The sequence below is a fragment of the Mycobacterium sp. 155 genome, from assembly GCF_000373905.1.
Taxonomy (GTDB): Bacteria; Actinomycetota; Actinomycetes; order Mycobacteriales; family Mycobacteriaceae; genus Mycobacterium.
This window is the reverse complement of the sequence record NZ_KB892705.1, coordinates 1,519,152-1,544,332: the sequence shown is the minus strand read 5'-3', so window position 1 is coordinate 1,544,332 and position 25,181 is coordinate 1,519,152. Positions and strand designations below refer to the sequence as shown.

Here is a 25,181-nt window from a genome sequence, read left to right as displayed (position 1 = left end):
AGTGGGTATGGCCCGCGTTCCCAGCATTTTGTTCCGCCGGGGCACAATGCGTGACCTCGACAAGCTCACCGCGCCCGACGGTAGCGGCGATCTGCATTTGGACCTCATTGTCGGGACGATCGTGCGCAACTACCCCGACGATCGCCTCGAGCCGTACTTCTACGCCACGCTGCGCGATGTGGCAGACGTGCACTATCGCCAAGATGTGTTCCGCGATCTGGAACTTGACCAAAACCGCAGCGCTATAGACACTTTCGTAAGAACGATGGACACCGTGCACAACCATCTGGCCTTTGCCGCCAAGGTCTGGCACCCCCTCCAGAAACAAGGCTGGTTGGTTCACGCTGCCGAAGCGTATTGCATGGGCCTGCTGACGCTCAGTGATGCCATGGCAGACATGGAGATTCGTTCGGACGGCCTGCGCCAAATCTGTGACTACATCGCCACCTACGTCGATGACTCCACATTTCGCTCTCTGGTGGACCACACCCGCACCGTTCGTACCCAGCTCACCAACGTCCGTTACACGGTGCATATCGAAGGTCCCCGGGTCGATGTCGACACATACGACCATCAAAGCGACTACAGCGCCGACGTCGCCGCGGTGTTCGAACGGTTCCGCACCGAAACCGGCCGCGATTATCACGTGCAGCGAAAGGATTTCCCCGACATGAATCATGTCGAAGAGCAGATCCTGGACTGTGTCGCCAAGCTGTATCCCGACGAGTTCGCCGAGCTCCGAGACTTCTGCTCAGACAACAGCGATTTCATCGACGCAACGATCGCCCGGTTCGACCGCGAGGTCAAGTTCTACTTGACCTACCTGGACTACGTCAGGCGCTTCGCCGCACAACACCTCCGGTTCAGCTATCCGGTGGTCACCGCAGGCTCCGGCAGCATCTATGTCGAGGACGCCTTCGACGTGGCCTTGGCCGACAAGCAAAGGATCTCCGGTGACCCAGTGGTCGGTAACGACTTCCGGCTCGGTGAGGGTGAGCGTGTGCTCGTGGTGACGGGCCCCAATCAAGGCGGAAAGACCACCTTTGCCCGCACAGTTGGCCAGGTCTTCCACCTGGCAGCGTTGGGCTGCCCCGTCCCGGCTACCCGAGCCACGCTGATGCTTCCCGACGCCGTCTTCACGCATTTTGAACGGCAAGAACGCCTTTCGACGTTGCGGGGGAAGCTCGACAACGAACTCGTACGAATCCACGATATTTTGTCGCAGGCCACTGCACGCAGTGTGATAGTGATGAACGAGAGTTTCTCGTCCACCACCGTCAACGATGCCTCATGTATCGGCACCGCCGTTCTGAGCAGGATCATCGAGCTGGGGTGCGTCGCAGTCTATGTGACGTTCATCGACGAACTCGCCAGCCTCGATGCGGCGTGCGTGAGCATGGTTGGTGACGTTGCTGCCGACGACCCGACCCAGCGGACTTTCCACTTCACCCGACGCTCCGCCGACGGCCTGGCCTATGCCGCGGCGTTAGCCGACAAGTACGGGCTGTCCCGTGACGTGCTGGAAAGGAGGATCACGCGATGAAGGTTCGACTTCTCGATCCCGACCGCGACAACAAGCTGGAACCGACACTGCCGCCACCGATCATCGCCCTGGTCGAAGACGACCTCGAGCTTCGAACCCTCTACCGCGCGATGGCCGGTGGCGACGACTTCCTCTACGAGGTCGCTGCAAAGATCATTCCGCTGAGCCTGATCGACCCCGTCGTCATCGAGTACCGGCAGAACGTCCTGGCCGACTGTGTGGCACATCGTGAGGTGGTCGACAGGATGTACGCCATCGCGTCCGACGCGGTGCAGGTGCACCGCAAAGTCCTGTTCGGTGGTCTGCTGTTCCGGGATCCTGAAGCGATTCTGCGCAGCGCGGTCCGGATACTCGAATATCTTGTCCAAAATCTCAGACAGCTTCGTGCTGTGTGTGACAACGACTGCGACGGCTTCAAATCGGATGGTTTCGGGCAGTTCGTGTCGATGATCAGCGAGGAGTTGTCCGACGAGTATCTGAACCTTCTCGACCGCGAGCTCGCCGAGCTCTTGTTGCCGCGGGGTGTTCTGCTGAGCGCTCATCTCGCCCTCGGCAACAAGGGTGTAGATCATGTCTTGCACCGCACTCCGCGACGTAGCTGGTGGGACAAGGTCACCGGAAACTACCACGGTCCCTATGGATTTGAGATAGATCCCCGTGACCAGGCCGGGGGAGAGGCGCTCAACGATCTCGCCGGCAGGGCAATCAACGATGCAGCGAACACGGTCGCACAGTCGGCCGACCACGTCAAAGGGTTCTTCGAACGGTTGCGCATCGAACTGGGCTTCTATCGGGGATGTGTCAATTTGTCGGAAAGGCTCGAGAAATCGGGTATCCCCACGTGCTTTCCAACCCCGACACCGTTGGCCACCTGCCGATTGCGTGCACTCGGGTTGCGCGACGTCGGCTTGTGTCTGACGACCGGCAAGCCTGTTGTCGGAAACGATATCAACGGCCATGGAAGCAAACTGATTATGGCCACCGGCGCCAACGAGGGCGGTAAATCAACCTTCCTCCGTAGCGTGGGGAACGCGCAAATGCTGATGCAAGCCGGCATGTTCGTCACCGCGGAATCCTTCGAAGCCAATGTCGTGCGTGCGACGTTCACGCATTTCAAACGTGAGGAAGACAACACGATGACCAGCGGCAAACTCGATGAGGAGCTGGCGCGGATGAGCACGATCGCCGACACTATGACACCACAGTCACTGCTGCTGTGTAACGAATCGTTCGCCTCGACCAACGAACGGGAAGGCTCGCAAATCGCCCGCGGGGTGATCGATGCGTGCGCCGCCGCGAACGTCAAAGTGGTGTTCGTGACCCATTTGTACGACCTCGCGCACAGCTTGTACGACCGCGACGATCCAACCGCTCTGTTCTTGCGCGCCGAACGCTGCGACGACGGCGCGCGCACCTTCCGACTCATCGTCGCCGAGCCCGAGCCGACCAGTTACGGAGTGGACTCGTTCCTGCGGGTATTCGGTAACACGGCCGGACTCATAGAGAATTCGCGATGAGGCCCCTTCGTCGGCCCGCAGCGGCAGAGCCGCAATCAGCGGTCAGCGTGCATGTGCGGGACGCATCGGTGGAGTTTCCGGTGTTCGATGCCAAGACCCGTTCGTTGAAGGCCGCCTTCATCGGCTCCGCGGGTGGCGCCATCGGGCGTACGTCGTCGCGAGTCGTCATGATCGAAGCGCTCCGGGGAATCACCTTGTCACTTGCCGCCGGAGACCGCGTCGCACTGGTCGGTCGCAATGGTGCAGGCAAGTCCACACTGCTGCGGCTCCTGTCTGGGGTGTATGAACCGACGGTCGGTGTTGCCATGGTGAACGGGCGTGTTGCACCAGTTTTCGATCTCGGCGTCGGCCTGGACCCCGAGATGTCCGGCTATGAGAACATCGTCATCCGCGGCCTGTTTCTCGGTGAGACGCGAAAGTCAATGCGCGCCAAAGTCGACGAGATAGCCGAATTCACCGAACTGGGACCGTATTTGTCGATGCCGTTGCGCACCTATTCCACCGGAATGCGCGTTCGGCTCGCACTGGGAGTGCTCACCAGCATCGATCCGCAGATCCTGCTGCTCGATGAAGGCGTAGGCGCAGTCGACGCGTCATTCCTCACGAAGGCGCTGGCGCGCCTCAAGGCCATGGTCGAGCGATCGGGCATCGTCGTGTTCGCCAGCCATTCCCACGAGTTTCTGGCCCAGTTGTGCACTACTGCACTGTGGATCGATCGCGGCACCATTGTGATGGCCGGTGACGTGAAGGACGTGATAGGCGCCTACGAAGACGACAACGTCGCCCTTCGAGCGAACGCGACCCGATAGGAGACATGCGATGAGCCAGCGCCCCCGAAGTCACTCCGGTCAATTGCCCAGTGTCCATGAGACTTCGGCAGGTGGTTTGGTGATCGCCGGGCTCGATGGGCCGGTCGGATCCGAAGTTGCAGCCATCATCGGACGCTCTGATCGACGCGGCCGCACATTGTGGTCGCTGCCGAAAGGTCATGTGGAACAGGGGGAGCGGATCGAGGACGCCGCAGCACGCGAGGTCTCCGAAGAGACCGGTATACACGGTGTACCGCTCACATTGCTGGGTCGCACCGAGTATTGGTTCACCGCGGATCATCACCGCGTCCACAAAAAGGTGCACCACTATTTGTTGCGGTATGTCGACGGCGAGTTGTCCACTCGTGACCACGAGGTGTGCGACGTGGCATGGGTGACGCTCGGCGAGCTGACCTCCACGCTCAAATATCCCGACGAGCAACGACTCGCTCTCATCGCGGCCGAGCTGGTCGCCACCGTCCGCCAGCACGGGGTGACAGCCTTGCCGCCGCTGCCCCGTACCCAGCCGCGCCGTGCGCCACAAACGCATTCCCACGCACGGTGGACAACGCGGCACAACGATCCGACAACCTCAGACCGGACGACCGAGGAGTGTGGATAGGGCGATTCGACGTCGACAAAGGCCGGCGGCAGCCGCGCCGTCAGACCAGATCGACCTGGATACCGATGACGGTCACCACTACACCGGCCGCAACAAGACCGGTCGCCCATACCTTCTGACGTCCACCGACGTTGCGTGCCAATAGGATCCCCAGCACCGCCAGAGCCAGCGCGGACACAATCAACGCGACCCACCTCGCTCTTGGTAACAGCGCACCGATAACCAGCGGCAAGGCCGCACCGGCGAAGCTGGACGCGCCCGCCAGCACCGCCACCAAAGCGGAATCGCGGATGACGGCGCGCCCCAGACTGGTTGCCGCCAACCGCCCGGATTTCGTGAACATCAACTGCCGCTCTGCGAGCACCAGCTCCATACGGAGTTGTGCGTATTCAGCGACAAACAAGGTCAGCACCGCCGAGGCGAGCGCGACTATTCCGACGCGCGCGCCCAAACCAATGGTCAGACCGGATCCGTGTACCACGGTCGCCGAGGCCAGCGTGAGCGCGTTGAGGATTCCGTCGGATACGCCCAACGCCATCGCGAACATGAGCCTGCCGTGCGGTCGCAGGCGTGGTCTGCGGCGCAGTCCCCTCATCGGGTTCGCGGCACCCGCTCGACGATGCGGGTGCCGATCACCAGCTCGTCAATGCTGTGCACGGCTGCGCCCGCCTTCTCGATCTCGCGGATGAGGCGCGCGACATCGATGTGATCCCCTTCCACCGTGACTTCAAGACCCACTGTCTCCAAATCGATCTCCGCAACGGTGATGTTGGCTGCTTCGACGCCGGGAACGGTATCGATGGCCTCGGCAAGCTCCAACAGATCCGGACGGGCGATGGCTTTGTCGACGTCGAGCTGGAGCCGCCGGATGTTCATGGCGCTGCCACGATTCGCTCGGTTACGGTTGGCGAGTCTCCTGGTTGAGGGCGGTTGAATCGGGGACCGCCTTCGGTGGTCACCACGGAACAGCCGCACATGCCAGCGCCAAGATGGCGTCGCGGAAGCTCGAGCTCTCGGCCACACGTACCCCGTCACCGACCGTCAGCGCAATCCACCGGCCGGCGCCGAATCGGAGCTGACCCACCACCACCCCGTCAATCGCAACAACCTGGATGACATCGGACTCCGGGAAGAGCGGTGTCCATTTCAACGATCGTGTCTGGGCGAGGAGCTGGGCGGCCCACTCCTCGCACAGCCGCCATTTCTCGCGGTAAACGATCCGCTCGGCGGCCCGAACCACTTGTGATTCCGGGGAATCAATGACGTCCATACCAGCTCCTCCCGTCGACGGTGACGGCGAACATCCGAGTCACCGTAGGGGTAGAAGCCATCAGCGCTAGATAGCGCGAACGTGGCGGAGCCTCATCGCCAGCTGCGAACCGATGCACCGCAGCACACTTCACGGTAGCACCACCACAACGAACTCGTCGTGAAACGCCCGCATCGTGATCGCTGTCGTCGCAACGGTTTCGATGTGCGTTCACCGGGCGAGCCGCCGGTCTACTCTGCCGGCTTCTGGTCATAGACATCGACGTGCCAACTGCCGTCGACCAGGCTCAGCTGGTTCCAACACGCAGTCCGCTGGGCGACGTTGACCAGCTCGGGATCGATAGTGCCCAACAGCGCTCGATTGAACGCGTCGTGAGACACCAGTACCAGTGGGCCGGTGTCGTATTCGGCCGTGACTGCCTCGAAAGCAGTTCGTGCGCGCTGCGTCAACTCGCTCAACGGTTCCACTCCGGGTGCGGCATCGACACTGCCGTAGCGTTCGATGACCTCACTGCGCAGGTGTCCGGTCAGCGATCCGTAGTCGCGGTCGTTGAGTCGATTGTCGATGGAAACCGGGGCATGTGTTGCGGCACCGATGATCTGCGCGGTAACCACAGCACGCTGCAAGGGGCTGCTGAGCACTGCCACCGGCCGGGTACCGGCAAGGGCAACGGCGAGCCGCGACGCCTCGGCGCGACCGACCTCGTCCAGTGGCGGGTCACTGAGGCCGCGGAGACGGTCCTCGGCGTTGAGTCGCGTACGCCCATGCCGGGCCAGATACACCCGGATCACAGGGGCCACCGTCAACTCCCGAAGCCGGTGGTGCGCGGCAGATTGCCGATATCGATCGCCATGGTCACTCCCGTCGTCGAAGCGGGGTAGGAGCCATCAGCCGGTCGGCGGTTCGGGCGGCGCGGCGGCCGCCTCCGGCGGTGATCCATCGCCGTGTGGACCACAGTAGCCGGGAATTGCCGATGGTGTGGCGCGGCTGGCTTGACCAACCTGAAGCGACGTTGATTAACTTGTGGCGGCGATGGAGTCCGCCGGGAACTGCTGTACGGTTCCGAACCGCCCACCGGCTAATGACCCCTGCGAACATGAGGAGTCGCAGGTGGAGTATGCCGCTAATCTTCCGCTCGGGCTGTGCGGGTGGACCATATGAGCACGCCAGAGGCCGATTCGCCGGTCGACTTGCGCTGCGCGGTGGTGGTTGTCCGCGATGACACGGTGCTGCTGATCGAACGACCCGACCGTGGGGACTGGGTGTTGCCCGGCGGGCGACCCCGTGGCCACGAGAACATGGGCAGCTGCGCGCGGCGCGAAGTCCGTGAAGAAACCGGCTTGGACGTCCATCCCAATCGCTGTGGACTGGTGTTGGAGGTCAATGATCCGATCCGCCGGCGCCGCATCGTCGAACTGGTATTTCTGGCTGAACTTTTCAACCGCACAACGCCGTTGGTGGGCGAGCCGGGCCGGCATCCCGGCTGGGTGTCGCTGGCCGAGATCAAGCATCTACGCCTGAGTCCGCCGATCGGTGGATTCCTGCCTGACTTGGCATACCACCGCGGCGAGATTGGTCGTTATGTCGGCAATATGTGGCGGCCAGACGGAGGTTCTTCGTGACCACCCTTCCGCTGCCGGTGATTCAGGGCCTGCAGGTTCTCACGGTGGCCGGGGCGTCCCCGGGCGTCACCGGTTTCATCGCGTGGGCCGAAGCACGCCTGCAGGGGCGGCGTGGGCCGCGAGTCCTGCAGCCTTACTACGACCTGATGAAGTTCTTCGGTAAAGAGACCATTGTCCCGACTCGGGCAAGCGTGTTGTTTCGGCTGGCGCCGGTCGTATCGCTGGCCTCGTATTTGACTGTTCCGCTGCTGATTCCCGTACTGACCAGCTATCCGTTGCCGCTGGGGTACATGGGTGACATCCTTGGCGGCGGCCTGATTCTGGCATTCGCGAGTTTCTTGGTGGCTGCAGCCGCAGCCGAAACCGGCGACGCCTACGCACAGCTGTCGTCGAGCCGAGCCAAAACCTTCGCGGCGATCACCGAGCCGGTCATGTTGCTGGTGGTCTTCACGGTTGCGCTGATCACCACCACTGACCTGCCCTACGTGTTGGGTGCCACGGTCAGAAGCGGTCCCGAACAGATCGTGCGGCCGGCGCACCTATTGGCCTCCGCCGCGTTGTTCATGGTGATCTTATTCGAGACAGCTCGGATCCCTGTGGAAACCCACACCGGCACTACCGAATTCGGCATGATCGAGGCGGGGCGTTCGTTCGAGCACTCCGGCCCGGATCTGGCGATGCTGCAATGGGGGTCGGCGACCAAACAGTTCGTCTTGTTCGTCATCTTTCTGAACGTGTTCATCGCTCCGTGGGGATTGGCCTCCACAACGGACGCCGTCGCAGTCGCGCTGGCCATCCCGGCCATCGTCGGCAAGGCACTGCTGCTGGGGTGTGTCATCGCGGTGCTGGACAACAGTTACGCGAAACTCCGTTTGTTCAAAATAACTGAATTTGTTTCGGCAGCACTACTTTTGGCGGTTCTTGCAGTCTTCACTCTGTACCTGGGTGGTGGATGATGGTGATCGAGCTCGCCGCGGGGCACCCGGTACCCACCGTGTTCGACGGCATCGCCAACACCGTGGCATTGGTGGTGTTGTTGCTCGAATTCGGAATGCTGCGTGCGGGGTTGTTGCGGACACAGGTGCGGCTCTATGCAGGCCAATCGTTGGCGGTCAGTGTGTTGGCCGCGGTTGTCGCGTTCGGTCGCGGCGTGCCCGAACTCTACGCGCTAGCCGGATTGTCACTGTTGCTCAAAGTGGTGGTGGTACCGCTACTGGTGCTGTCGCTATTACGCGACGCGGACGAGGAAATCGCCGGCAGCGGCGCGCTGGGGGTGGCCAACGAGGTGCTGATCTCCATCGTGGTGGCGGCATTCGGATTCTTCGCCGTCGGTGTTCTCGACATCCACTCCAATGTCCTACCGACGACGGCACTGAGCCTATCGATTGCGGTGGTGTTGGTGGCGTTCATTCTCATGGTGCTGCGCCGCGACGTCGTCAGCCAGGCGATTGGATTCTTCTCACTTGAAAACGGTGTGTCACTGGCCAGTCTGGTGGTGGCCGCCGGGATGCCCCTGATCTTGGAAGTGGCGTTCCTGTTCGACCTTTTGGTCGCCGTGGTGGTGTTCGGCGTGTTGATGCGTACTCATCATCGGCGGACGCGATCGCTGTCCACCGAGACCCTGGATCAGTTGCGAGGCTGACGAATGTCGACGATTCTGATTCTCCTGGTGTGTGTGCCCTTGGGGACCACCATCGCTTGTTTGGTTGTTCCACACCGGGTTGCCGGCTGGCTGACCGCGCTGACTGGGGTCGCGGCCCTCGTCGGTGCCCTTGCCCTGGTTTCAGCCACAACAGAGACCACTCAGTCCGCATTGGGTTACTTGCGTGCCGATGCGCTGTCGGTCGTGTTCTTGCTGGCGACATGTTTCCTGTATGCAACGACCGCCATCTACGCGGTGGGATATCTGACGCCGCAACAGCATGGCTCCGGTGAGCTCAGCCTCGCGCATTTCGCGTCTCACAGCCGCCGGTTCTACGTGGGGTTCAACGCATTCGCGTGGTCGATGATCTGCGCACCGCTGGTCAATGGCCTGGCGCTGCTGTGGATCGCTGTGGAAATCACCACCGTCATCTCGGCACTGTTGGTGGCCCTGGATGCCACCGAGGGCGCCACCGAGGCTGCCTGGAAGTACGTTCTGCTGGCGTCCTCCGGGCTCGGGATCGCGCTGCTGGCCACCATCTTCATGTATTACGCCGGCGCCCAAGTCCTTGGCCAGTCCTACGATCTGGCCTTCGATCCGCTCATGGCCGCCGCACCGCACCTACCCGCCACTCCGGTGCGGCTGGCGTTCGTGTTGGCCGTCGTCGGTTACGGCACTAAGGTCGGCCTGTTTCCCATGCACACCTGGCTGCCCGACGCGCACGCCGAAGCACCCACACCGGTGTCGGCGCTGTTGTCGGGTTCGCTTCTGGCGGTGAGCTTTTACGCCGTGCTGCGGTACTACCAGATCAGCGTGGTGACCCTGGGACCACATTTTCCGCAGAGGGTCCTGCTGGTCTTCGGTGTGCTCTCGCTGCTGCTGGCGGCGCTGTATCTACTCGAACAACGTGACATCAAGCGAATGCTGGCCTACTCCAGCGTCGAACACATGGGAATTCTCGCGATCGGCATCAGCTTCGGTGCACCCGTCGCGGCCACAGGTGTCCTGCTGCACGTGTTGGCGCATGCAGCGGCGAAAGGTAATGCGTTCATGGGTGCGGGTGTGATCGTGCACAAGTTCGGCACCAAGGACCTGACCCGGATGGCCGACGGCTTGCGTCTGCTGCCGTGGTCGGGCCCGATGTTCGTCGTCGCCATACTGGCGCTCTCGGCGATGCCGCCGTTTGCGCTGTTCCGCAGTGAATTCCAGATTGTGGCAGGGGGATTCAGTCAAAGCCGCTATGTGGCAACCGCCGGACTCGTCTGTCTGGTGACATTGGCTTTCCTCGGATTGATGGTGGCCACAACACGCATCATCTTTCGGGCCAGGCCTGCACCGCAGCAGCCCGACGGCGGCGCGTTGAGCGCGGGCGAGCCCAGTCTGTGGATGGTTGTCCCGGTTATGGCCGGCGTGGCCGTACTTCTGTTGTTGGGACTGGCTCCACCGAGCGCACTGTCGACACTGCTGCAGCACGCCGCGGGAACCCTCATTGGGGGGACACCGTGACCCTGACGACTCCCACTACGGTGACGGATCTGCTGCTGCCGCTCTGGTATGAACAGGTCACCGGGCGCGTCGAGACAGGCGACCGGTTCGCCGGGGTGTACTGCGCCCACCGAGACGACCTCGCGGTCCTGCACGCCTTGCTGGTCGGCCCCGACACCGTCAGGTGTCTGCGCACCGCGCTGGCACCTGACGCCGCCGGCCAGACGTCGTATCCCGCGTTGACCCCGCACGTGCCCGCGGCGTTCTGGTATGAGCGAGCACTGCACGACCTTTCCGATGTCACGCCGCTCGGGCATCCGCGCCTGGATCCATTGCTGTTACCTCGCGACCCCGGCCAGCCGTCACCGCGGCCCGGCCAGCTCGACAACATCGCCCTGCAGGAACATCCCCATTCGCGCGCGACCGACCATCACGGTCCCGTCGATGTCGTCGGACGCGGCATGTTCAGCCTGCCCCTCGGCCCGGTGCGGTCCGGGGTTTTCGAGTCGATCGAGTTTCTGATCGAGACACCGGGGGAGAACATCCCGCACCTCAATATCCGTCCGCATTACAAACATCGCGGCATCGCCAAACAATTCGAGGGCCGGGCACTGGCCGACGGCATCCTGGTCGCCGAGCGCGTCGAAGGTATCGCGTCGGTCGCCCACGCACTCGCCTATGCTCACGCCGTCGAAGCACTCACCACCGTGGTCCCGCCGCGCACGGCAGGTCTCATGCGGGTTGTGCACGCCGAGTTGGAACGTGTCGCCAACCATCTCGACGTCGTCGCGAGACTCTGCGAAGCGGCCGGACTGTCAGTCGCGACCGCACGGTTCGCGTGGCATAAGGAAACAGTGATGCGTCTTGTGTCGGCGTTGTGCGGCAACCGGTTCGGCCGCGGCGTGGTGTGCCCGGGGGGAATCGTCGGCCCGGTGGGGCTGAGCCCCGACCAGATAAGCCGACAACTTCACACCATCGCCGCCCGCATCAGCTCAGATCGCAAGGCGCTCATGAGCGATTCCACGTTTCTGGACCGGGTGAGAGGAACCGGTCACCTCGATCCGCAGCTTGCTGCCGCCCACGGGGCGCTCGGTCCGGTGGGGCGCGGCTCGGGCTGCGTCGACGATGCTCGCCACCGCGTCTATGACGGCTACGCCGAACTTCCAAGCATCCAGCTTGCTGTGGAGGATCGCGGCGACGCCCAAGCCCGACTTCGGGTGCGCTTCAACGAGATCGACTCATCCTGTTTGTTGATCCGGCAAGCCTGTGATCGCCTGATCGACCTGCCCGACAGTCCGATCCACACGCCGGTGCCCACTGACGCCGATGGGTACACGATCGGTTGGGCTGAGGCACCCCAGGGCGAAGTCATCTACGGGCTGGACGCGCGAGACGGTATCGTGGGCCGCTGCTTTGCACGCAGTGCCTCACTGCACAACATGCTGCTGTTCCACGATGTCTTCGGCCACGACGTTTTCACCGACTTCCCGTTCATCGAAGCCAGTTTCGGGCTCTCGTACGCCGGGGTGGCGATGTAGATGCCCTGGGTACTACGAGGATTACGCAACGGGGTGCTGACCACCCGCTGGCCGGCCCGGCCAGACCCATACTTCACCGCGTTTGCGGGGGCGGTGAAGGTAGTTCGGGCTGTCGACTCGCCACAGGACCTGGCACGGGTCGAGCGGGCTGCCGCGGCATGCCCGACCGCAGCGATCACCGTCGATCCGGCAGTGCGGCTGGACCGCGGCCGGTGCATTATGTGTGGCCGTTGCATCGATGCGGATCCGGCGGTCTTCGGCTGGGACATCGGCAGCGACACGGGCGTTGTCGACCGCGAAAGCCTTGTCGTCGGGCAGGTCGATGAATCCGAAGAGGCGTTGGCTCACCTGCGTGTGCAGCTGGCACGACGGGTCCGACGGCTGCGGCGTTCGGTCCATCTGCGGCACGTCGACGCGGGGTCTGACGGCAGCGACGAGTGGGAAGTGCAGGCATTGACCAACCCGGTCTACGACATTCACCGCCTTGGACTGTTTTTCACCGCCAGCCCCCGTCATGCCGACATCCTGCTCGTCACCGGCATCGGAACTGCCGGGATGGTCGAACCACTGCGCCGCACCCTGCAGGCGATGCCGGCGCCCACCGTGGTCATCGCGGCCGGAACCGACGCGATCAGCGGCGGCCTGATCGGCGGGGGATATACCGGCGGCACCGGCGTCGGTGACATCGTCCCGGTGGACATCTGGGTTCCGGGTTCGCCGGCAACCCCTTTCAGCCTCCTGCATGCAATCCTGTTGGCACTTGGGCGCGTTGAACAACGCAGTAGGACGACGACATGATCATCGCGGGCTTGATCGTGTTCGGTGCAGCGGCATTGGTCAGCTGGGCCGTCGGCTGGGGTCCGATACCGGGTAAGCAGGTTCTCATAACTTTGGCGTGGCTGTTGACCATTGGCGCCGCGGGACTGATGGTCATCGCCGGTGCGGCTGCCGTGATGGGTCACCCCCAACACATCACCCTCTACGGCTTGGATGCCTTTGGCCCGGCCACCCTTCGGGTGGACGCCCTGTCAGGGCTGTTTCTGATCATCGCCTTCGGCGCCGCGATTCCCGCTCTGATTGCTGCGGCCGGCTCCGGTAATGAGTACCGGCCTCGCCTCGCTGCCGCGGTTGCCGCGGCGTTGGCTGCGGTCGCGCTGATCGTCAGTGCCGACAATCTGTTCATTCTGCTGTTCGGCTGGGAAGCGCTCACCGTGGCCTTCTATCTGCTGTCCGGCTATGACCGGACGCGACCCGGGCGCGATACCGGATCGATAATGACCGCCGTCTTCGGCCGCGCCAGCGGCGCCGCGCTGTTGACGGGTGCGCTGCTCATCGCGGGACGAACCCACACGTTTGCCTTCACCGCCCATGGCGTCGATACGCACAGTGCACTCGGGCAAACCGCCTATGCGATGCTGCTGCTCGGTTTCGGCATCAAGGTGGGGCTCGTGCCGGCTCACCTGTGGATGCCACGGGGCTACCCTGCCGCACCGGGCCCGGCGCGCGCGGTCATGGCCGGCTCAGCGGTCAACGTCGGCTTCTACGGAATGTGGCGCACGTTGCAAGTTCTCGGTCCGCCACCGGTCTGGCTCACCTGCACCGTCTTGATGGTCGGCGGACTGACCGCGATCCTCGGCATCGCCCATGCCGCCGTCCATCCGGATCTCGCGGTGCTGGTTTCGTGGTCGAGCGTCGAAAACGCCGGTGTCATCACTGCGGGCTACGGTGCAGCACTGGTCGGCGCCTCTGCCGGCAACACCGCGATGACCGCCGCCGGATTGGTTGCCGCAACCGCGCAAGTGATCGCCCATGCCCTGGGCAAGACGACCATCTTCGTCGCCACCACTGCCATCGAATCGGCCACCGGGACTACCGATCTGGATCGCCTCGGCGGAGTCGTCAAACGACTGCCATGTGCTGGAACAGCGTTGGTGATCGGTGCATTCACGTTGGCCGGACTGCCGCTGACAGCAGGGTTCGCCTCTGAATGGTTCACCCTCGAATCACTGATGCAGCAGTTCCGGGTGTCAAGCCTGTCCATGCAGCTGGTCACCGCCGTTGCTGGCGCGCTGGTTGCATTGACCATCGGTATCGCAGCGGTCACGTTCGTCCGGGTCGTATCGCTCACCGCATTCGGGCCGCCTCGTCTGGACGAGCCTGGGTACGACGGCGCCGGCCGCCGACTCGACCGTCAGTGGCTCTATCGAACGGCCGTGGCGATCCTCGTCTTTGGTTGCCTGGGCGTGGCTGCCGGCGCTCCATTGGTCGTCAGAATGATCGCCGCAGGGCTGGCACCGATCGTCGGCGGCCAGGCCGCCGGGGCTAATGCGGCCCCATGGGTTTTGCAGCCCGTGTTCGCCGATTTCTCCGCGTTGTCGCCGAGCTGGCTGTGGATCGTCTTGCCAACGCTGGCGGTGCTGGTCGCCGCGACAGCGGCAATACTGTCCGGCCGCAACCCGTTTCGAGTACGTCGCGCGCCGGCCTGGTCGTCGGCATCGCCGGGGGTCGGCCGCGGTGTGGGCTACACATCGTTTGCCTACGCCAATCCGGTGCGCCACGTCCTGGCCACCGTACTGCTCACCCGATCGGAACTGGTCAACAGCTCTCCAGCGCCCGGGTCGGCCACATCGATGCCTTCGCTCGCCTATCACGTCGATGTCGTTGACGTCATCGAACGGTACTTTTATCGGCCGATGATCCGCGCCGTGCTGTGGCTGTCACGCACCGCCAAAAGGCTGCAGTCCGGGCGCCTCGACGCCTACATGGCCTACATGCTGCTGGCCGTCCTCGCTGTCCTGGCCGTCGTCATCGCCACCTCGTAGCCGCCGGACGCCTCGATATGACCGCTTCACTCACCACTGAGCAGACCGAATGGCAGCGCGGTATTGTGCGCGGCGATGTCCAGCAGCCGGTTGTACTTGGCGGAACGCTCGCCGCGAGCCGGAGCTCCCGACTTGATCTGGCCGAATCCGGACCCCACGGCGAGGTCGGCGATGAAGGCATCAATGGTCTCGCCGGAGCGGTGCGACACCATGGCACCGTAGCCGCAGGTCCGGCAGGTATGCAGGGCATCAAGGGTTTCCGATACCGTGCCGACCTGATTGACTTTGATCAATGCGGCGTTGGCGATACCGCTTCGCGCCCCGGCGGCTATGGTGTCGGCGCGCGTGACGAAGTTGTCATCACCGACGAGTTGGACACACTCACCCAGGGATTCGGTCAAGGTGCGCCAACCCTCATGATCGGTTTCCGCCAAACCGTCTTCGATACTGGACACCGGGAACTCGTCGATGATCGTCCGGTAGCGGTCGATCATCTCCTGGCTGGACAACTCTTGACCATCCACCAGATACCGCCCGTCCCGGTAGAATTCGCTCGCGGCGGGGTCAAGAGCAATCGTCACACCGTCACGTCCGCATCGGTAGCCCGCCGCATCGATGGCCTCGGTGAGCAACACCAGTGCGTCCTCGGGGCCGCTGACATCGGGGGCGAAGCCGCCCTCATCTCCCAGCGACGTGGCAAAACCACGTTGGCTCAGCGTATTCCGCAGCTGTGCATAGATCTCAGCTCCGGCGCGCACTGCCTCGGGCAGCGACGGCGCTCCCTGCGGAGCGATCATGAACTCTTGGAAGTCAAGAGGATTCGGTGCATGCACCCCGCCATTGATGACATTGAAATAGGGGACCGGCAGGCGCGCCGTGACACCGGCCGGAGTCAGCCATCGCCACAACGGTTGGTCGGCGACGGCCGCGAAGCCACGCGCCGCTGCTATCGACACCCCTACGATAGCGTTCGCACCCAACCGCGATTTGTCGGGCGTGCCATCGAGTTCTCGCAGTGCCAGATCGATTTCGGCGAGCGACGACCATTCCGGGCCGATCAGTATGTCGGCGATCGGACCGTTCACGTTGGCCACTGCCCGCTCGACACCCCGGCCGTCGTAGCGGTCGGTGTGATCGCGCAGTTCGACCGCCTCGTGGCTACCGGTAGAGGCACCCGAGGGCACCCCGGCGCAGACACGGGGACCCGCGGCCAGTTGTGCCTGCACCCACACGGTGGGCTGGGCACGAGAATCGAGAATTTCCAAAGCCGACAAGGACAAGAACCGGACCACCATCTGCATACCTCCGTCGACTGCCCAGCGTTCACCACTGATCAGGGACCGTTGGCTCTCCGGTGTGGACGAGCGGTTCTGGCGAGCCCCACCGCCATCGGTTCCACGATATCCCTCCACACGACAAAGGAGATCAATGTTCGGTCACGACAATCGAGAACTCGCAGCGGTGTTCGCCGGCGGGGCAGTCGGCACTGGCCTGCGGGCTGTGGTGGCCACCGTCCTGCCCGCGGCGCCAGGCCAATGGCCCTGGCCCACCTTCATCGTCAACATTGCCGGGGCACTCCTCGTGGGATACTTCACCACACGCCTGCTGGAGCGGCTGCCGTTGTCGAGTTACCGACGGCCGCTGCTCGGGACTGGCGTATGTGGGGGTCTGACAACGTTTTCCACCATGCAGGTCGAGATCGTCCACATGATCGAAGCTCAGCAGTACCGCCTGGCAGCGGGCTACGCGACAGTCAGCATCAGCGTGGGCCTTGCCGCGGTGCACGTGGCCAGTGTGTTGACTCGCCGTGTTCAGAGCCGTGGGCGCGCATGACAGCGCTGTCGTGGGGCGGACTGCTTCTGGCGGGCGGCTTCGGGGCGGTCTTACGGTTCGTCGTCGATCGCCAGGTCATGTCGCGCACGGCCGGGCGGTTTCCGTCAGGCACGCTGACGGTGAACCTCACGGGAGCCGTCGTACTCGGCGGGCTCAGTGGTCTTGCCCCCGATCCACACATCACGTTTCTCGTGGGCACCGGAGTCATCGGCGCGTACACCACCTTCTCGACATGGATGCTCGAAACCCAGAGGCTCACCGAAGAACACCAACACCGGCTGGCCATCGTCAACGTGGTAGCAAGCATCGCCTGCGGCCTGGCGGCGGCGATGTGCGGACAACTGATCGGAGAACACTTGTGACCGACGACTGCCTCAAACTCACCACCTATTTCGGCGAACGCCAACGCACCGAGGGTCGGTTCCTCGCCGACGCGATGCTGGACCTCTACGGCCGCCACCAGGTCGCCTCCAGCATCGTGCTACGCGGCATCGCCGGATTCGGTTTGCGCCACCACATGCGCACCGACCAGTCACTGTCCATGTCCGAAGACCCGCCTGTGGCAGTGGTGGCCGTCGACACCGCACCGGTGATCAACAGCGTTCTCGAACCACTCATCGCCATGAAGAAGCGCGGGCTGCTCACATTGGAGCGTGCGCGCATGCTACAAAACGACATCGGGTCGATCGAGCTGACCGACGAATTACACGAAGCGACCAAACTCACCATCTATGTCGGCAGGAAAGAACGCGTTTACGGCGTACCGGCGTATGTCGCGTTGTGCGATCTGATGTACCGACGCAGGCTCGCCGGAGCCTCGGTGTTTCTCGGAGTCGACGGGACCAGTCATGGGCGCCGCGCTCGAGCACGCTTCTTCGACCGCAATGCCGATGTGCCGGTGATGATCATCGCCGTGGGCAGCGGCGAACAGATCGGCAAGATCATTCCCGAACTGGGCGGTCTGCTGCACCGGCCGCTGATCACCATCGAACGCGTTCGCATCTGCAAACGCGACGGTCAGCTTTTCGAACGACCGCATGCGTTACCAGGGACCGATGAGCACGGCTTGCCGTTGTGGCAGAAGCTCATGGTGTATACGTCTGAGGCCACCTCCCACGGGGGCCAGCCCATCCACCGAGCACTCGTGCAAGAACTGCGTCGCCAGCGATCCTCACGCGGCGCCACGGTACTCCGCGGCATCTGGGGCTTCCACGGAGACCATGAACCCCACGGCGACAAGATGTTCCAACTTGTTCGCCACGTCCCCGTCACCACCATCATCATCGACACCCCCGACAACATCGCCGCATCCTTCGACATCGTCGACGACATCACCGCTGAGCACGGCTTGGTCACCAGCGAAATGGTCCCCGCACAAGTCAGCCTCGACGGCGATCGCCGCGATGGCGGAACGCAGCTGGCCCGTCACAACTACTGACCGTTGCACCGCCAGCTAGAATGACATGCAGCAACGGGCGGTGGAACTCGCCATCAACTGCGCACCACCTCGATGTGGTCACGCCAATGGTTCCTGCGGAGATGCGACGATCCGTGGAGGCCGACCATGCGATGGATCTATCAACTGAATGAAGCCCGTGTCGTGCGCGGAGAGAAGGTCGTTCTTGACGACGTCACCTTTTCGTTGACGCCGGGCGCGAAGGTCGGCGTCATCGGACCCAACGGCGCCGGTAAATCGACACTACTGGCAGTGCTGGCCGGACACGAGCGGACCGCTCAGGGCGATGCACGCCCGGCGCCCGGAATCTCAACCGGTCTTCTGGCACAAGAACCCGTTCTCGACAACGACAAGACGGTCGTAGGCAATGTTCGTGACGCCGTGGCCTCTATCGAGGCACTGTTGACGCGTTACCACGACGTCGCGGCCCGGCTTGCACTGGATTTCGACAACGAGCTCATCGCGGAGTTGGGTGCGCTGCAAGAACAATTGGATGTGTCAGGGGCATGGGACCTCGATTCTCGGCTGGAACAGGCGATGGAAGCGCTGCGGTGCCCGCCGCCCGACATGCCGGTTCGATGCTTGTCGGGCGGGCAACGGCGCCGGGTGGCACTGTGCCGCCTGCTGATCGCGCGCCCAGACTTGCTGTTGCTCGATGAACCCACGAATCACCTCGACGCCGAGAGCGTCCACTGGCTCGAGCGACATCTCGCCGCCTACCCGGGCACCGTCGTGGCCGTCACTCACGACCGGTACTTCCTCGACAACGTTGCGCAATGGATTCTCGAACTTGACCGCGGTCGCGTCGACTTCTATCAGGGCAACTACGCCGCCTATCTGACGGCAAAGACCTCGCGACTGCAGGTACAGGGCCGCAAGGATGCCAAACAACTGCGCCAGCTGCAGCGGGAACTCGATTGGGTGCGCTTCGACCACACCGCCCGTCAAACACATAGTAGCGACCGTCTACGCCGCTACGAGCAGATGTCTGCGGCGGGCCCGCGTCATGCCGACTTCGACGGCATTCGCATCACTCCTGGTCCGCGGCTGGGTAGCTCGGTGATCGAGGTAGACCATCTACGCAAGTCTATTGACGGTCGCGAACTGTTCGCCGACCTGTCATTCACCCTGCCGCGCAACGGAATTGTCGGAGTCGTAGGACCCAACGGGGTCGGTAAGACGACTCTGTTCCAGATACTCAGCGGCAACCTGATGCCCGACGCCGGCTCGGTCAAAATCGGCGAGAGCGTACGCATCGCCTACGTAGACCAAGACCGCGCACACATCAACCCTGCCAGTTCGGCATGGGAAGTGGTGTCCGGTGGGCACGACGTTCTGCAGATCGGCGGATGTGAAGTGAATTCGCGGGCATACCTCGCTACTTTCGGATTCAGGGGGCCCGGCCAACAGAAGCCGGCCCGCCTGTTCTCGGGTGGCGAACGCAACAGGCTCAATCTCGCACTGACCCTGAAAGTCGGTGGCAACGTGCTGTTGCTGGATGAGCCGACCAACGACCTCGACATCGACACGCTCTCGTCACTGGAGGATGCGATCGGCGAATTCGCCGGGTGTGTGGTCGTTTCGGCGCACGATCGCTGGTTTCTCGACCGTGTCGCCACCCATATCCTGGCCTGGGAAACAACCGAAACCGGTCAGGTGCAATGGTATTGGTGCGAGGGCAACTTCGAGAAGTACGAAGAAGACAAGGTCGCCAGGCTGGGCCAGCAGGCGATAAACCCGATAGCCGGCACGCACCGACGACTCGGCCGCGACTGAGTCGCGGCGATCTCTGGCGAATCTGCTTGTTAGGCGGCATGATGGAAAGCGGCGATGGGGCTCGCCCAACTCCGCGGAATACCGCTGACGGTCCCTGATGACAATCAGGGAGGAACTATGCCCCGCCGCTCAACACCGGTCGGTCGGCTCTGCTCGACTGTCTGCTCCGCCGAGCCAGGACACTGGGTGTTCCACGAAGGCAACCTCAACAGCTACCGGCGCAGCCGGTGCGGGCAATCCGCTCTGTCCACGGCGCAGTAGATCACACACACCGAGGAGACACTTGATGAGTATCGATGTAATGCTGTTACGTGTATTCACCAACGCTGAGGGAAAACTTGGGAATCCGCTGGGCGTAATCGATGCCGGCACTGTTCCCGAATCCGACCGTCAGGCGATCGCCAGCCGGTTGCCTTGCAGCGAGACTATTTTCGTCGATCGGCCCGAGCCGGGATCCGGCGCTGCGCGCGCCCAGATATTCACCACTGCCGTCGAGGTGCCGTTCGCGGGACACCCCGTCGTCGGAGCTGCTGCGTGGCTGCGCCACCAGCAGACACCCGTGCGTACCCTCCAGCTGCCGGTAGGCCTGGTCGAGGTCGCCTACGAGGGCGCATCCACGGTGGTGTGCGCGTCAGCTGACTGGACACCCGAGTTCGTGATCGAACAACTGTCTTCAGCTGAAGAAGTCTGCAATGCCGACGTCGACGATTACTCCGACGGCTATCCACGCTACGTGTGGGCCTGGATCGACGAATCGGCCGGCACGATCCGATCCCGATCGTTCGCACCGGAACTAGGGGTGGACGAAGACGAGGCTACGGGGGCTGCCGCGATACGTATCACCGACTACCTCAGCCGCGACCTCACGATCATCCAAGGCCTGGGCTCGACCATCAAGACCAGATGGCGCGAGGACGGTTGGGTCTACATCGGGGGACTGATCTCTTACGACGGCGTTGACCACTACTGACCATGAATCACGCCAGCTTGTCCGCGGTTGCGGCGGAAATCGGTTGCAACGTTCACGACGTGTTGACACAGGCGCTCGGCGCTGCGCTCCGGTCACTCGAGGAAAAGATCAACAGTGCGGCTGATTCCACCGAAGGGTTTGCACTCCAAGGCGTTTCCCACGACCACAGCGTGGCCGTCACCGAGTCAGGGGCGCACGTCTCGGTTGTCGTCAGCATCGTTGCGCTGTACGCATACACAGCCGGGAGCGCATAGTGACGCTTCGCCTACAGGCCAGCAACGCCTGTTTCAGCGACCACCCTGCCCGTGTCGTCACTCTGTCGGTTCGCTTGCTCAGGAATCACAAGAACCGGCGTCGTGGCGTGTGCGATGACTGCGCCGGCCACGCTGCCTTGCAGGTGTCCCAGCAGTCCGCTCCGCCGGTGGGGACCGATCACGATCAGACTTGCGTTGTGCTCACGAGCGGTCTCGACGATGCCCCGCCAAGTGGGGGAGGACTCGACGGCGACGCTGCTGGCGAGAAATCCGGCATCGTCTGCGAGCGACGCACCATGCGCCGCGGTGCGCTCCGCGGCGTGCCGAACCTCAGTCGCCTGATCAGCGTCGAAATGCCGTGAGCCGATCGGGGTGAACCCCACGTCGACGGGTTGCCACACGCACACCACGAGTGCATCGCGCCATGGCGGAAGCTGCGCGGCAGCCTGCTCGATGGCAAATCCAGCAAGCTCGGAACCGTCGTAGGCGAACAATACGGGCCCGGCACTCGCCGACGCGTCATGCACTGGTGAGGGGCTGCCGAGCGGGGCGGGTTCAGCAGGGATCGGAGACGCCGCGGTCCCGCCCCTGAGCTTGGCCAGCAGCGGTGGCGAATACCACGCGGGAGCTTCGCCATCGAGAAAGCGATTGAGATCGGGTACTTGGGGTCGCGCGCCACTCAGAACGTAGACCGCCACCCCGAAGACTGCGCCGCCGATCGCCAGCCCTAATCCGACCCATAGCGCATAGCCAGTGCCTGTCGCCAGATCGGTCGACACCGTCGCCGCAAAGTGGGCGAAGATGGGCGCCACCATGAATGCAGCCACCGCTCGTAGTAGCTCGATGATCGCGAAGACACGCTGCAGGCTGTTGGACTGCAGCGAGAAGCCCGCAACAAAGAGCGCAGGAGCCACGGTCGCACCCAGTGCCAGTCCCGTCAACGCCGACGCCAGCAGGACCAGCGGCTGACTGGACGGCAGCGCGAACCAGAACACGACGATCCCGGCGGCGAGAAAGCCCATGCCGATGAGTGGCAGGTAATGCATTGACCGTCGGGAGATGACGAAGCCGAACACGAAGGCCATAACCACCGCGCCACCGAGCTCGGGGAGGTACATCAGCCCCACCTGCACCGGGGTGTATGTCTGCAGGAAGACCTCGGCAGTCAATGCGGTCGCCGCCACCGAGGCGGCTGCCGCGAACAGTGCAACGCCCACACCGGCCACCGGGATCGAACTGGTCAGCATCGTCCGGATCGTCAGCAGTGGCCGGCTGGCGCGGAATTGATAGACGATCAGAATCACGATCAATACGAGTCCGCCGAACATCGGTGCGGACACTGCCGCATCCCCGAAGCCGTGCGTTGTGAGTTGGGAGGCACCGATGAAGGCCGCCGCGCAGCCCACCGAGGCCAACCCGATGGCCCACAGATCTCGTGGTGCGTCGAGGTCGGCCGGCGGAGCGTCGTCGAACGTCAACGTGGCCATCACCAGTGCCAGCAGTGCGATGCCCGCAACGATCCAGAACAAGGGTCGCCAGGCGTGTGACTCGGCTTGTACACCACCGACGAACGGGCCGAGCGCGACCGCGCCGAACACACACATGTTCATGATCACGGCGGTGTGGCGCAGTCGATATTTGGGGAAGCCGATCGTCAGCGGTGGTGCGGCGGCGATGAGCAGCATGCTGGTCGCCAGGCCTTGGAGTACGTGGCCGCAGACAAACATTCCGGCGTTCTGGGCGGCGGCCGCCAGCACCGAACCGATCACCAGAACGACGGCATAGGCAAGCAGCATTCTGCGCTGCGGCAGGTGCTGGGCGAACTGAACCGCCAGCACGGTACCGACCGCATAAGCGGCATTGCCCAAGCCGGAACTCAGGCTCATCGCCTGAGTGGTCATGTGCAGCTGCTCAGCGATGATCGGCACCAACGGGTCGATCGCCGCGGACAGTGCCAGGTACGGAATGAGCGCGAGCGTCACCATGGCGGCGACGGCCGGATAGCGTCCAGCCAGCGGCCCCTGGCGCATCACGGACGCCCCTCGACCACTACCGATGATGGGTGGCGACGGGTCGCCGCGCTAGGCCAGTCAGCTACCAGGTTGCACTCGGGCACGTGGCCGTCAAACCTCCGCTGGCGCGAATTTATTCCGGTGGCAGGGCGTGAACGTGGGTCATGTGGTTCAGACCGCCGCAATCACTGCTGTAGTCAAGCATTTGGCGACGATGGCAGCCCAATACTTACCTGGGCCGAGCTGATCGAGATGACGGGCAATCGTTCGGTCGGGCACTATGGTCGCGGCGGGGACATTGATGTCCAACCCAGCGAAACATTCGCTATCACAGTGGATTCCAAGGCTGCCGATTGTCGAAGCAGCCTCCGCGGCCCCTCGATACTGGGTATCCCCACTCGAGGCCGGTCCTGCGAATTGCCACCGCCGAGACGCACATCCTAAACCTGGGAACGTTGGTTGGCCGATCTGCAAGCTGGGTGGTCCCATCTCGCCAGCGATCTGCCGGTCAGAAAGGACCGTAGTGGATGGCCTGTGCGACAAGCAGGTACACCATGGCCAGCGTCAGGAAGATTGCAGCAAGGGGCAGGTAGAAGCGCACCCACTTGGGCCAGGAGACTCCCGCCAGAGCGAGCGCGGCCATGAAGTAGCCGACCGTCGGCCACAGGTACAGCGTGAATCCGTCGCCGAGCTGGAACGTGGTGACCATGGTCTGCCTGGTCACGCCGATGACGTCGGCTAGTGGCGCCAGGATCGGGAACAGGACGACGGCCTTGCCGCTTCCCGAGGGGATCAGGAAGTTGAGCAGTGTGACCGCGATCAGGACGCCGAAGATTGTGATCCCAGGGGGCAGCTGCGCCAGTCCGCTGGCCATCGCGTGGACGACGGTGTCGACGATCTGTCCGTCGGTCATCACCACCGAGATAGCCCGGGATATTCCGATGACCAGGGCACCGACCATCATGTTCTGCGCACCGAGCATCAGGGTGTCGCACATGGTGTCGACGTCCATCCGCGCGATGAGCGCCGAGCCGACCCCGATGACGAGGAACGCGGCACACATCTCGGGTAGATCCCAGTTCCACGAGACCATGCCGGTGACCATCACCGCAAAGACGACCAGTGAGAACACGCCCGCGATCTTCTGGCGCAGACCGAGCCGGGTGCCCTCGTCGAGATCCGCCTCGACGATCAACCGCTGGCGCTTCTCGATGTCTCCCTCATAGGTGCGACTCTTCGTAGGGTCCTTCAGGATCCGGCGAGCGTAGAACAACACGTACGCGACAGCGACCGCCCACGTGATGAAGAACGTGACGACGCGAAACTCCCACCCCGAGTAGAGCGGCAAGCCGGATAGTTTCTGGCCGATCGCGATGGTGAACGGATTGGTGATACCGGCCGAAAAACCGGCTGCCGAACCACAGAGGACGACGGCAACGCCGGTGATGGAATCGAAACCCAGCCTCAGCATCAGCGGCAAGACGATCGGTACGTAGACGACGATCAACTCCGGGGTGCCGATGAAGGCGTCGATCGTGGCGAACACCAGGATCAGCACCGGGATGATCATGGTCTTGCGGCTCGAAAACCGGTTCGCCAAGCTCTCCACCATCGCCGGGATCAGGCCGATCCTGCTGATCACCTCGAATGCGCCGCCGACGAAGAAGCACAGCGCGACGATCCAACCGGCCTCGACGAGGCCGCGGGGGATCGACGTCAGGAACTGCATGAGCGTCACCGGCGTGCTCGCCACCTGATGGAAGCTGCCAGGGTCCAGGACCTCGACGCCCAGGCTGTTGGTCACCCGTTTGTAGGCGCCTGCGGGTATCACATGGGTGAGGAGCGCCATCAGGGCGACCACGCCCGTCAAGATCACGAACGGGTGCGGGATCTTCAGAATTTTCCTTCGCGCGCCGGGCTCCGCCCCAGCTTCGACAGCAGACATCGAGGTGGCCTCCTTGTTTTCAGGTCGGTACCGGTGACTGGCCCTCGTTGGCCAGGCCGCGGATG

The 25,181-nt window shown here is 63.3% G+C and carries 23 protein-coding genes and 3 riboswitches; of the genes, 16 read left to right on the top strand and 7 right to left on the bottom strand.

Annotated elements, in window-relative coordinates:
- The first annotated feature begins 7 nt into the window (after positions 1-7).
- Genes B133_RS0107145 through B133_RS0107130 form a run of 4 tightly spaced genes read left to right on the top strand, consistent with a single transcriptional unit; the run spans position 8 to position 4,491 of the window.
- Positions 8-1,543: a hypothetical protein gene (locus B133_RS0107145; RefSeq protein ID WP_026256085.1), complete on the top strand. Its 1,536-nt coding sequence runs from the start codon at positions 8-10 to the stop codon at positions 1,541-1,543.
- Positions 1,540-3,060: a hypothetical protein gene (locus B133_RS0107140; RefSeq protein ID WP_018600051.1), complete on the top strand. Its 1,521-nt coding sequence runs from the start codon at positions 1,540-1,542 to the stop codon at positions 3,058-3,060. Before B133_RS0107145 ends, B133_RS0107140 begins: the two co-directional genes overlap by 4 nt.
- Complete coding sequence (locus B133_RS0107135) at positions 3,057-3,869, top strand: ABC transporter ATP-binding protein (RefSeq protein WP_051088037.1); 813 nt, start codon at positions 3,057-3,059, stop codon at positions 3,867-3,869. The genes B133_RS0107140 and B133_RS0107135 overlap by 4 nt, the downstream gene beginning before the upstream one ends.
- 10 nt (positions 3,870-3,879) lie before the next feature.
- Positions 3,880-4,491, top strand: a complete 612-nt coding sequence (locus B133_RS0107130; protein ID WP_198290981.1) for an NUDIX hydrolase — start codon at positions 3,880-3,882, stop codon at positions 4,489-4,491.
- 40 nt (positions 4,492-4,531) lie between these two features.
- Here B133_RS0107130 and B133_RS0107125 read toward each other — a convergent pair whose 3' ends face one another.
- The 4 genes from B133_RS0107125 to B133_RS0107110 all read right to left on the bottom strand — a co-directional run bounded on the left by B133_RS0107125 (position 4,532) and on the right by B133_RS0107110 (position 6,561).
- Positions 4,532-5,086 carry a hypothetical protein gene (locus tag B133_RS0107125; RefSeq protein WP_232423270.1) on the bottom strand — a complete coding sequence of 185 codons (555 nt, stop codon included), beginning with the start codon at positions 5,084-5,086 and terminating at the stop codon, positions 4,532-4,534.
- On the bottom strand, positions 5,083-5,367 hold the full coding sequence (locus B133_RS0107120; RefSeq protein WP_018600047.1) for a DUF211 domain-containing protein: 285 nt from the start codon (positions 5,365-5,367) through the stop codon (positions 5,083-5,085). The genes B133_RS0107125 and B133_RS0107120 overlap by 4 nt, the downstream gene beginning before the upstream one ends.
- Before the next feature lie 79 nt (positions 5,368-5,446).
- Positions 5,447-5,761, bottom strand: coding sequence for a hypothetical protein (locus tag B133_RS0107115; RefSeq protein WP_018600046.1), 315 nt, complete (start codon positions 5,759-5,761; stop codon positions 5,447-5,449).
- A gap of 44 nt (positions 5,762-5,805) precedes the next feature.
- Positions 5,806-5,870, bottom strand: a riboswitch (Fluoride riboswitch).
- Between the two features lie 121 nt (positions 5,871-5,991).
- Complete coding sequence (locus B133_RS0107110; protein WP_036418467.1) at positions 5,992-6,561, bottom strand: histidine phosphatase family protein; 570 nt, start codon at positions 6,559-6,561, stop codon at positions 5,992-5,994.
- A 71-nt stretch (positions 6,562-6,632) separates the two neighbouring features.
- Positions 6,633-6,714, bottom strand: a riboswitch (Fluoride riboswitch).
- Positions 6,715-6,780: 66 nt separating this feature from the next.
- Positions 6,781-6,859, top strand: a riboswitch (Fluoride riboswitch).
- Positions 6,860-6,918: 59 nt separating this feature from the next.
- On the opposite strand from B133_RS0107110, the gene B133_RS0107105 reads away from it, so the two are divergent.
- Genes B133_RS0107105 through B133_RS0107075 form a run of 7 tightly spaced genes read left to right on the top strand, consistent with a single transcriptional unit; the run spans position 6,919 to position 14,870 of the window.
- Positions 6,919-7,383 (top strand): NUDIX hydrolase, encoded by a 465-nt coding sequence (locus tag B133_RS0107105; protein ID WP_018600044.1) that lies wholly within the window; start codon positions 6,919-6,921, stop codon positions 7,381-7,383.
- Positions 7,380-8,339 carry a respiratory chain complex I subunit 1 family protein gene (locus B133_RS0107100; protein WP_018600043.1) on the top strand — a complete coding sequence of 320 codons (960 nt, stop codon included), beginning with the start codon at positions 7,380-7,382 and terminating at the stop codon, positions 8,337-8,339. The genes B133_RS0107105 and B133_RS0107100 overlap by 4 nt, the downstream gene beginning before the upstream one ends.
- Positions 8,336-9,025, top strand: a complete 690-nt coding sequence (locus tag B133_RS0107095; RefSeq protein ID WP_018600042.1) for a hydrogenase — start codon at positions 8,336-8,338, stop codon at positions 9,023-9,025. The genes B133_RS0107100 and B133_RS0107095 overlap by 4 nt, the downstream gene beginning before the upstream one ends.
- Before the next feature lie 60 nt (positions 9,026-9,085).
- On the top strand, positions 9,086-10,531 hold the full coding sequence (locus B133_RS0107090) for a proton-conducting transporter membrane subunit (protein ID WP_232423269.1): 1,446 nt from the start codon (positions 9,086-9,088) through the stop codon (positions 10,529-10,531).
- Positions 10,528-12,048: an NADH-quinone oxidoreductase subunit C gene (locus B133_RS0107085; RefSeq protein WP_051088036.1), complete on the top strand. Its 1,521-nt coding sequence runs from the start codon at positions 10,528-10,530 to the stop codon at positions 12,046-12,048. The genes B133_RS0107090 and B133_RS0107085 overlap by 4 nt, the downstream gene beginning before the upstream one ends.
- The gene (locus tag B133_RS0107080; protein ID WP_026256083.1) at positions 12,049-12,846 is read left to right on the top strand and encodes a ferredoxin; all 798 of its coding nucleotides are present in this window, start codon (positions 12,049-12,051) and stop codon (positions 12,844-12,846) included.
- Complete coding sequence (locus B133_RS0107075) at positions 12,843-14,870, top strand: proton-conducting transporter membrane subunit (protein ID WP_018600038.1); 2,028 nt, start codon at positions 12,843-12,845, stop codon at positions 14,868-14,870. The genes B133_RS0107080 and B133_RS0107075 overlap by 4 nt, the downstream gene beginning before the upstream one ends.
- A gap of 26 nt (positions 14,871-14,896) precedes the next feature.
- Here the strand turns inward: B133_RS0107075 and eno are convergent, their stop codons facing one another.
- Positions 14,897-16,165, bottom strand: a complete 1,269-nt coding sequence (eno, locus tag B133_RS0107070) for a phosphopyruvate hydratase (RefSeq protein ID WP_026256082.1) — start codon at positions 16,163-16,165, stop codon at positions 14,897-14,899.
- A 133-nt stretch (positions 16,166-16,298) separates the two neighbouring features.
- On the opposite strand from eno, the gene crcB (B133_RS0107065) reads away from it, so the two are divergent.
- The 5 genes from crcB (B133_RS0107065) (at position 16,299) to B133_RS0107045 (ending at position 20,905) form a co-directional block, all read left to right on the top strand.
- The gene (crcB, locus tag B133_RS0107065) at positions 16,299-16,703 is read left to right on the top strand and encodes a fluoride efflux transporter CrcB (protein ID WP_018600036.1); all 405 of its coding nucleotides are present in this window, start codon (positions 16,299-16,301) and stop codon (positions 16,701-16,703) included.
- A complete protein-coding gene (crcB, locus tag B133_RS0107060; protein WP_018600035.1) occupies positions 16,700-17,065 on the top strand; it encodes a fluoride efflux transporter CrcB in 366 nt (121 codons plus the stop codon). The genes crcB (B133_RS0107065) and crcB (B133_RS0107060) overlap by 4 nt, the downstream gene beginning before the upstream one ends.
- Positions 17,062-18,141, top strand: coding sequence for a DUF190 domain-containing protein (locus B133_RS0107055; protein ID WP_018600034.1), 1,080 nt, complete (start codon positions 17,062-17,064; stop codon positions 18,139-18,141). Before crcB (B133_RS0107060) ends, B133_RS0107055 begins: the two co-directional genes overlap by 4 nt.
- A 126-nt stretch (positions 18,142-18,267) precedes the next feature.
- Entirely contained in the window at positions 18,268-19,935 is a 1,668-nt protein-coding gene (gene ettA, locus B133_RS0107050; RefSeq protein ID WP_018600033.1) for an energy-dependent translational throttle protein EttA, read from the top strand.
- Between the two features lie 286 nt (positions 19,936-20,221).
- The gene (locus B133_RS0107045) at positions 20,222-20,905 is read left to right on the top strand and encodes a PhzF family phenazine biosynthesis protein (RefSeq protein WP_026256081.1); all 684 of its coding nucleotides are present in this window, start codon (positions 20,222-20,224) and stop codon (positions 20,903-20,905) included.
- A gap of 265 nt (positions 20,906-21,170) precedes the next feature.
- On the opposite strand, the gene B133_RS0107035 is transcribed toward B133_RS0107045, so the two are convergent.
- Positions 21,171-23,189 carry an MFS transporter gene (locus tag B133_RS0107035; protein WP_018600030.1) on the bottom strand — a complete coding sequence of 673 codons (2,019 nt, stop codon included), beginning with the start codon at positions 23,187-23,189 and terminating at the stop codon, positions 21,171-21,173.
- A 490-nt stretch (positions 23,190-23,679) separates the two neighbouring features.
- Complete coding sequence (locus B133_RS0107030; RefSeq protein WP_018600028.1) at positions 23,680-25,116, bottom strand: YfcC family protein; 1,437 nt, start codon at positions 25,114-25,116, stop codon at positions 23,680-23,682.
- Positions 25,117-25,181 lie beyond the last annotated feature (65 nt).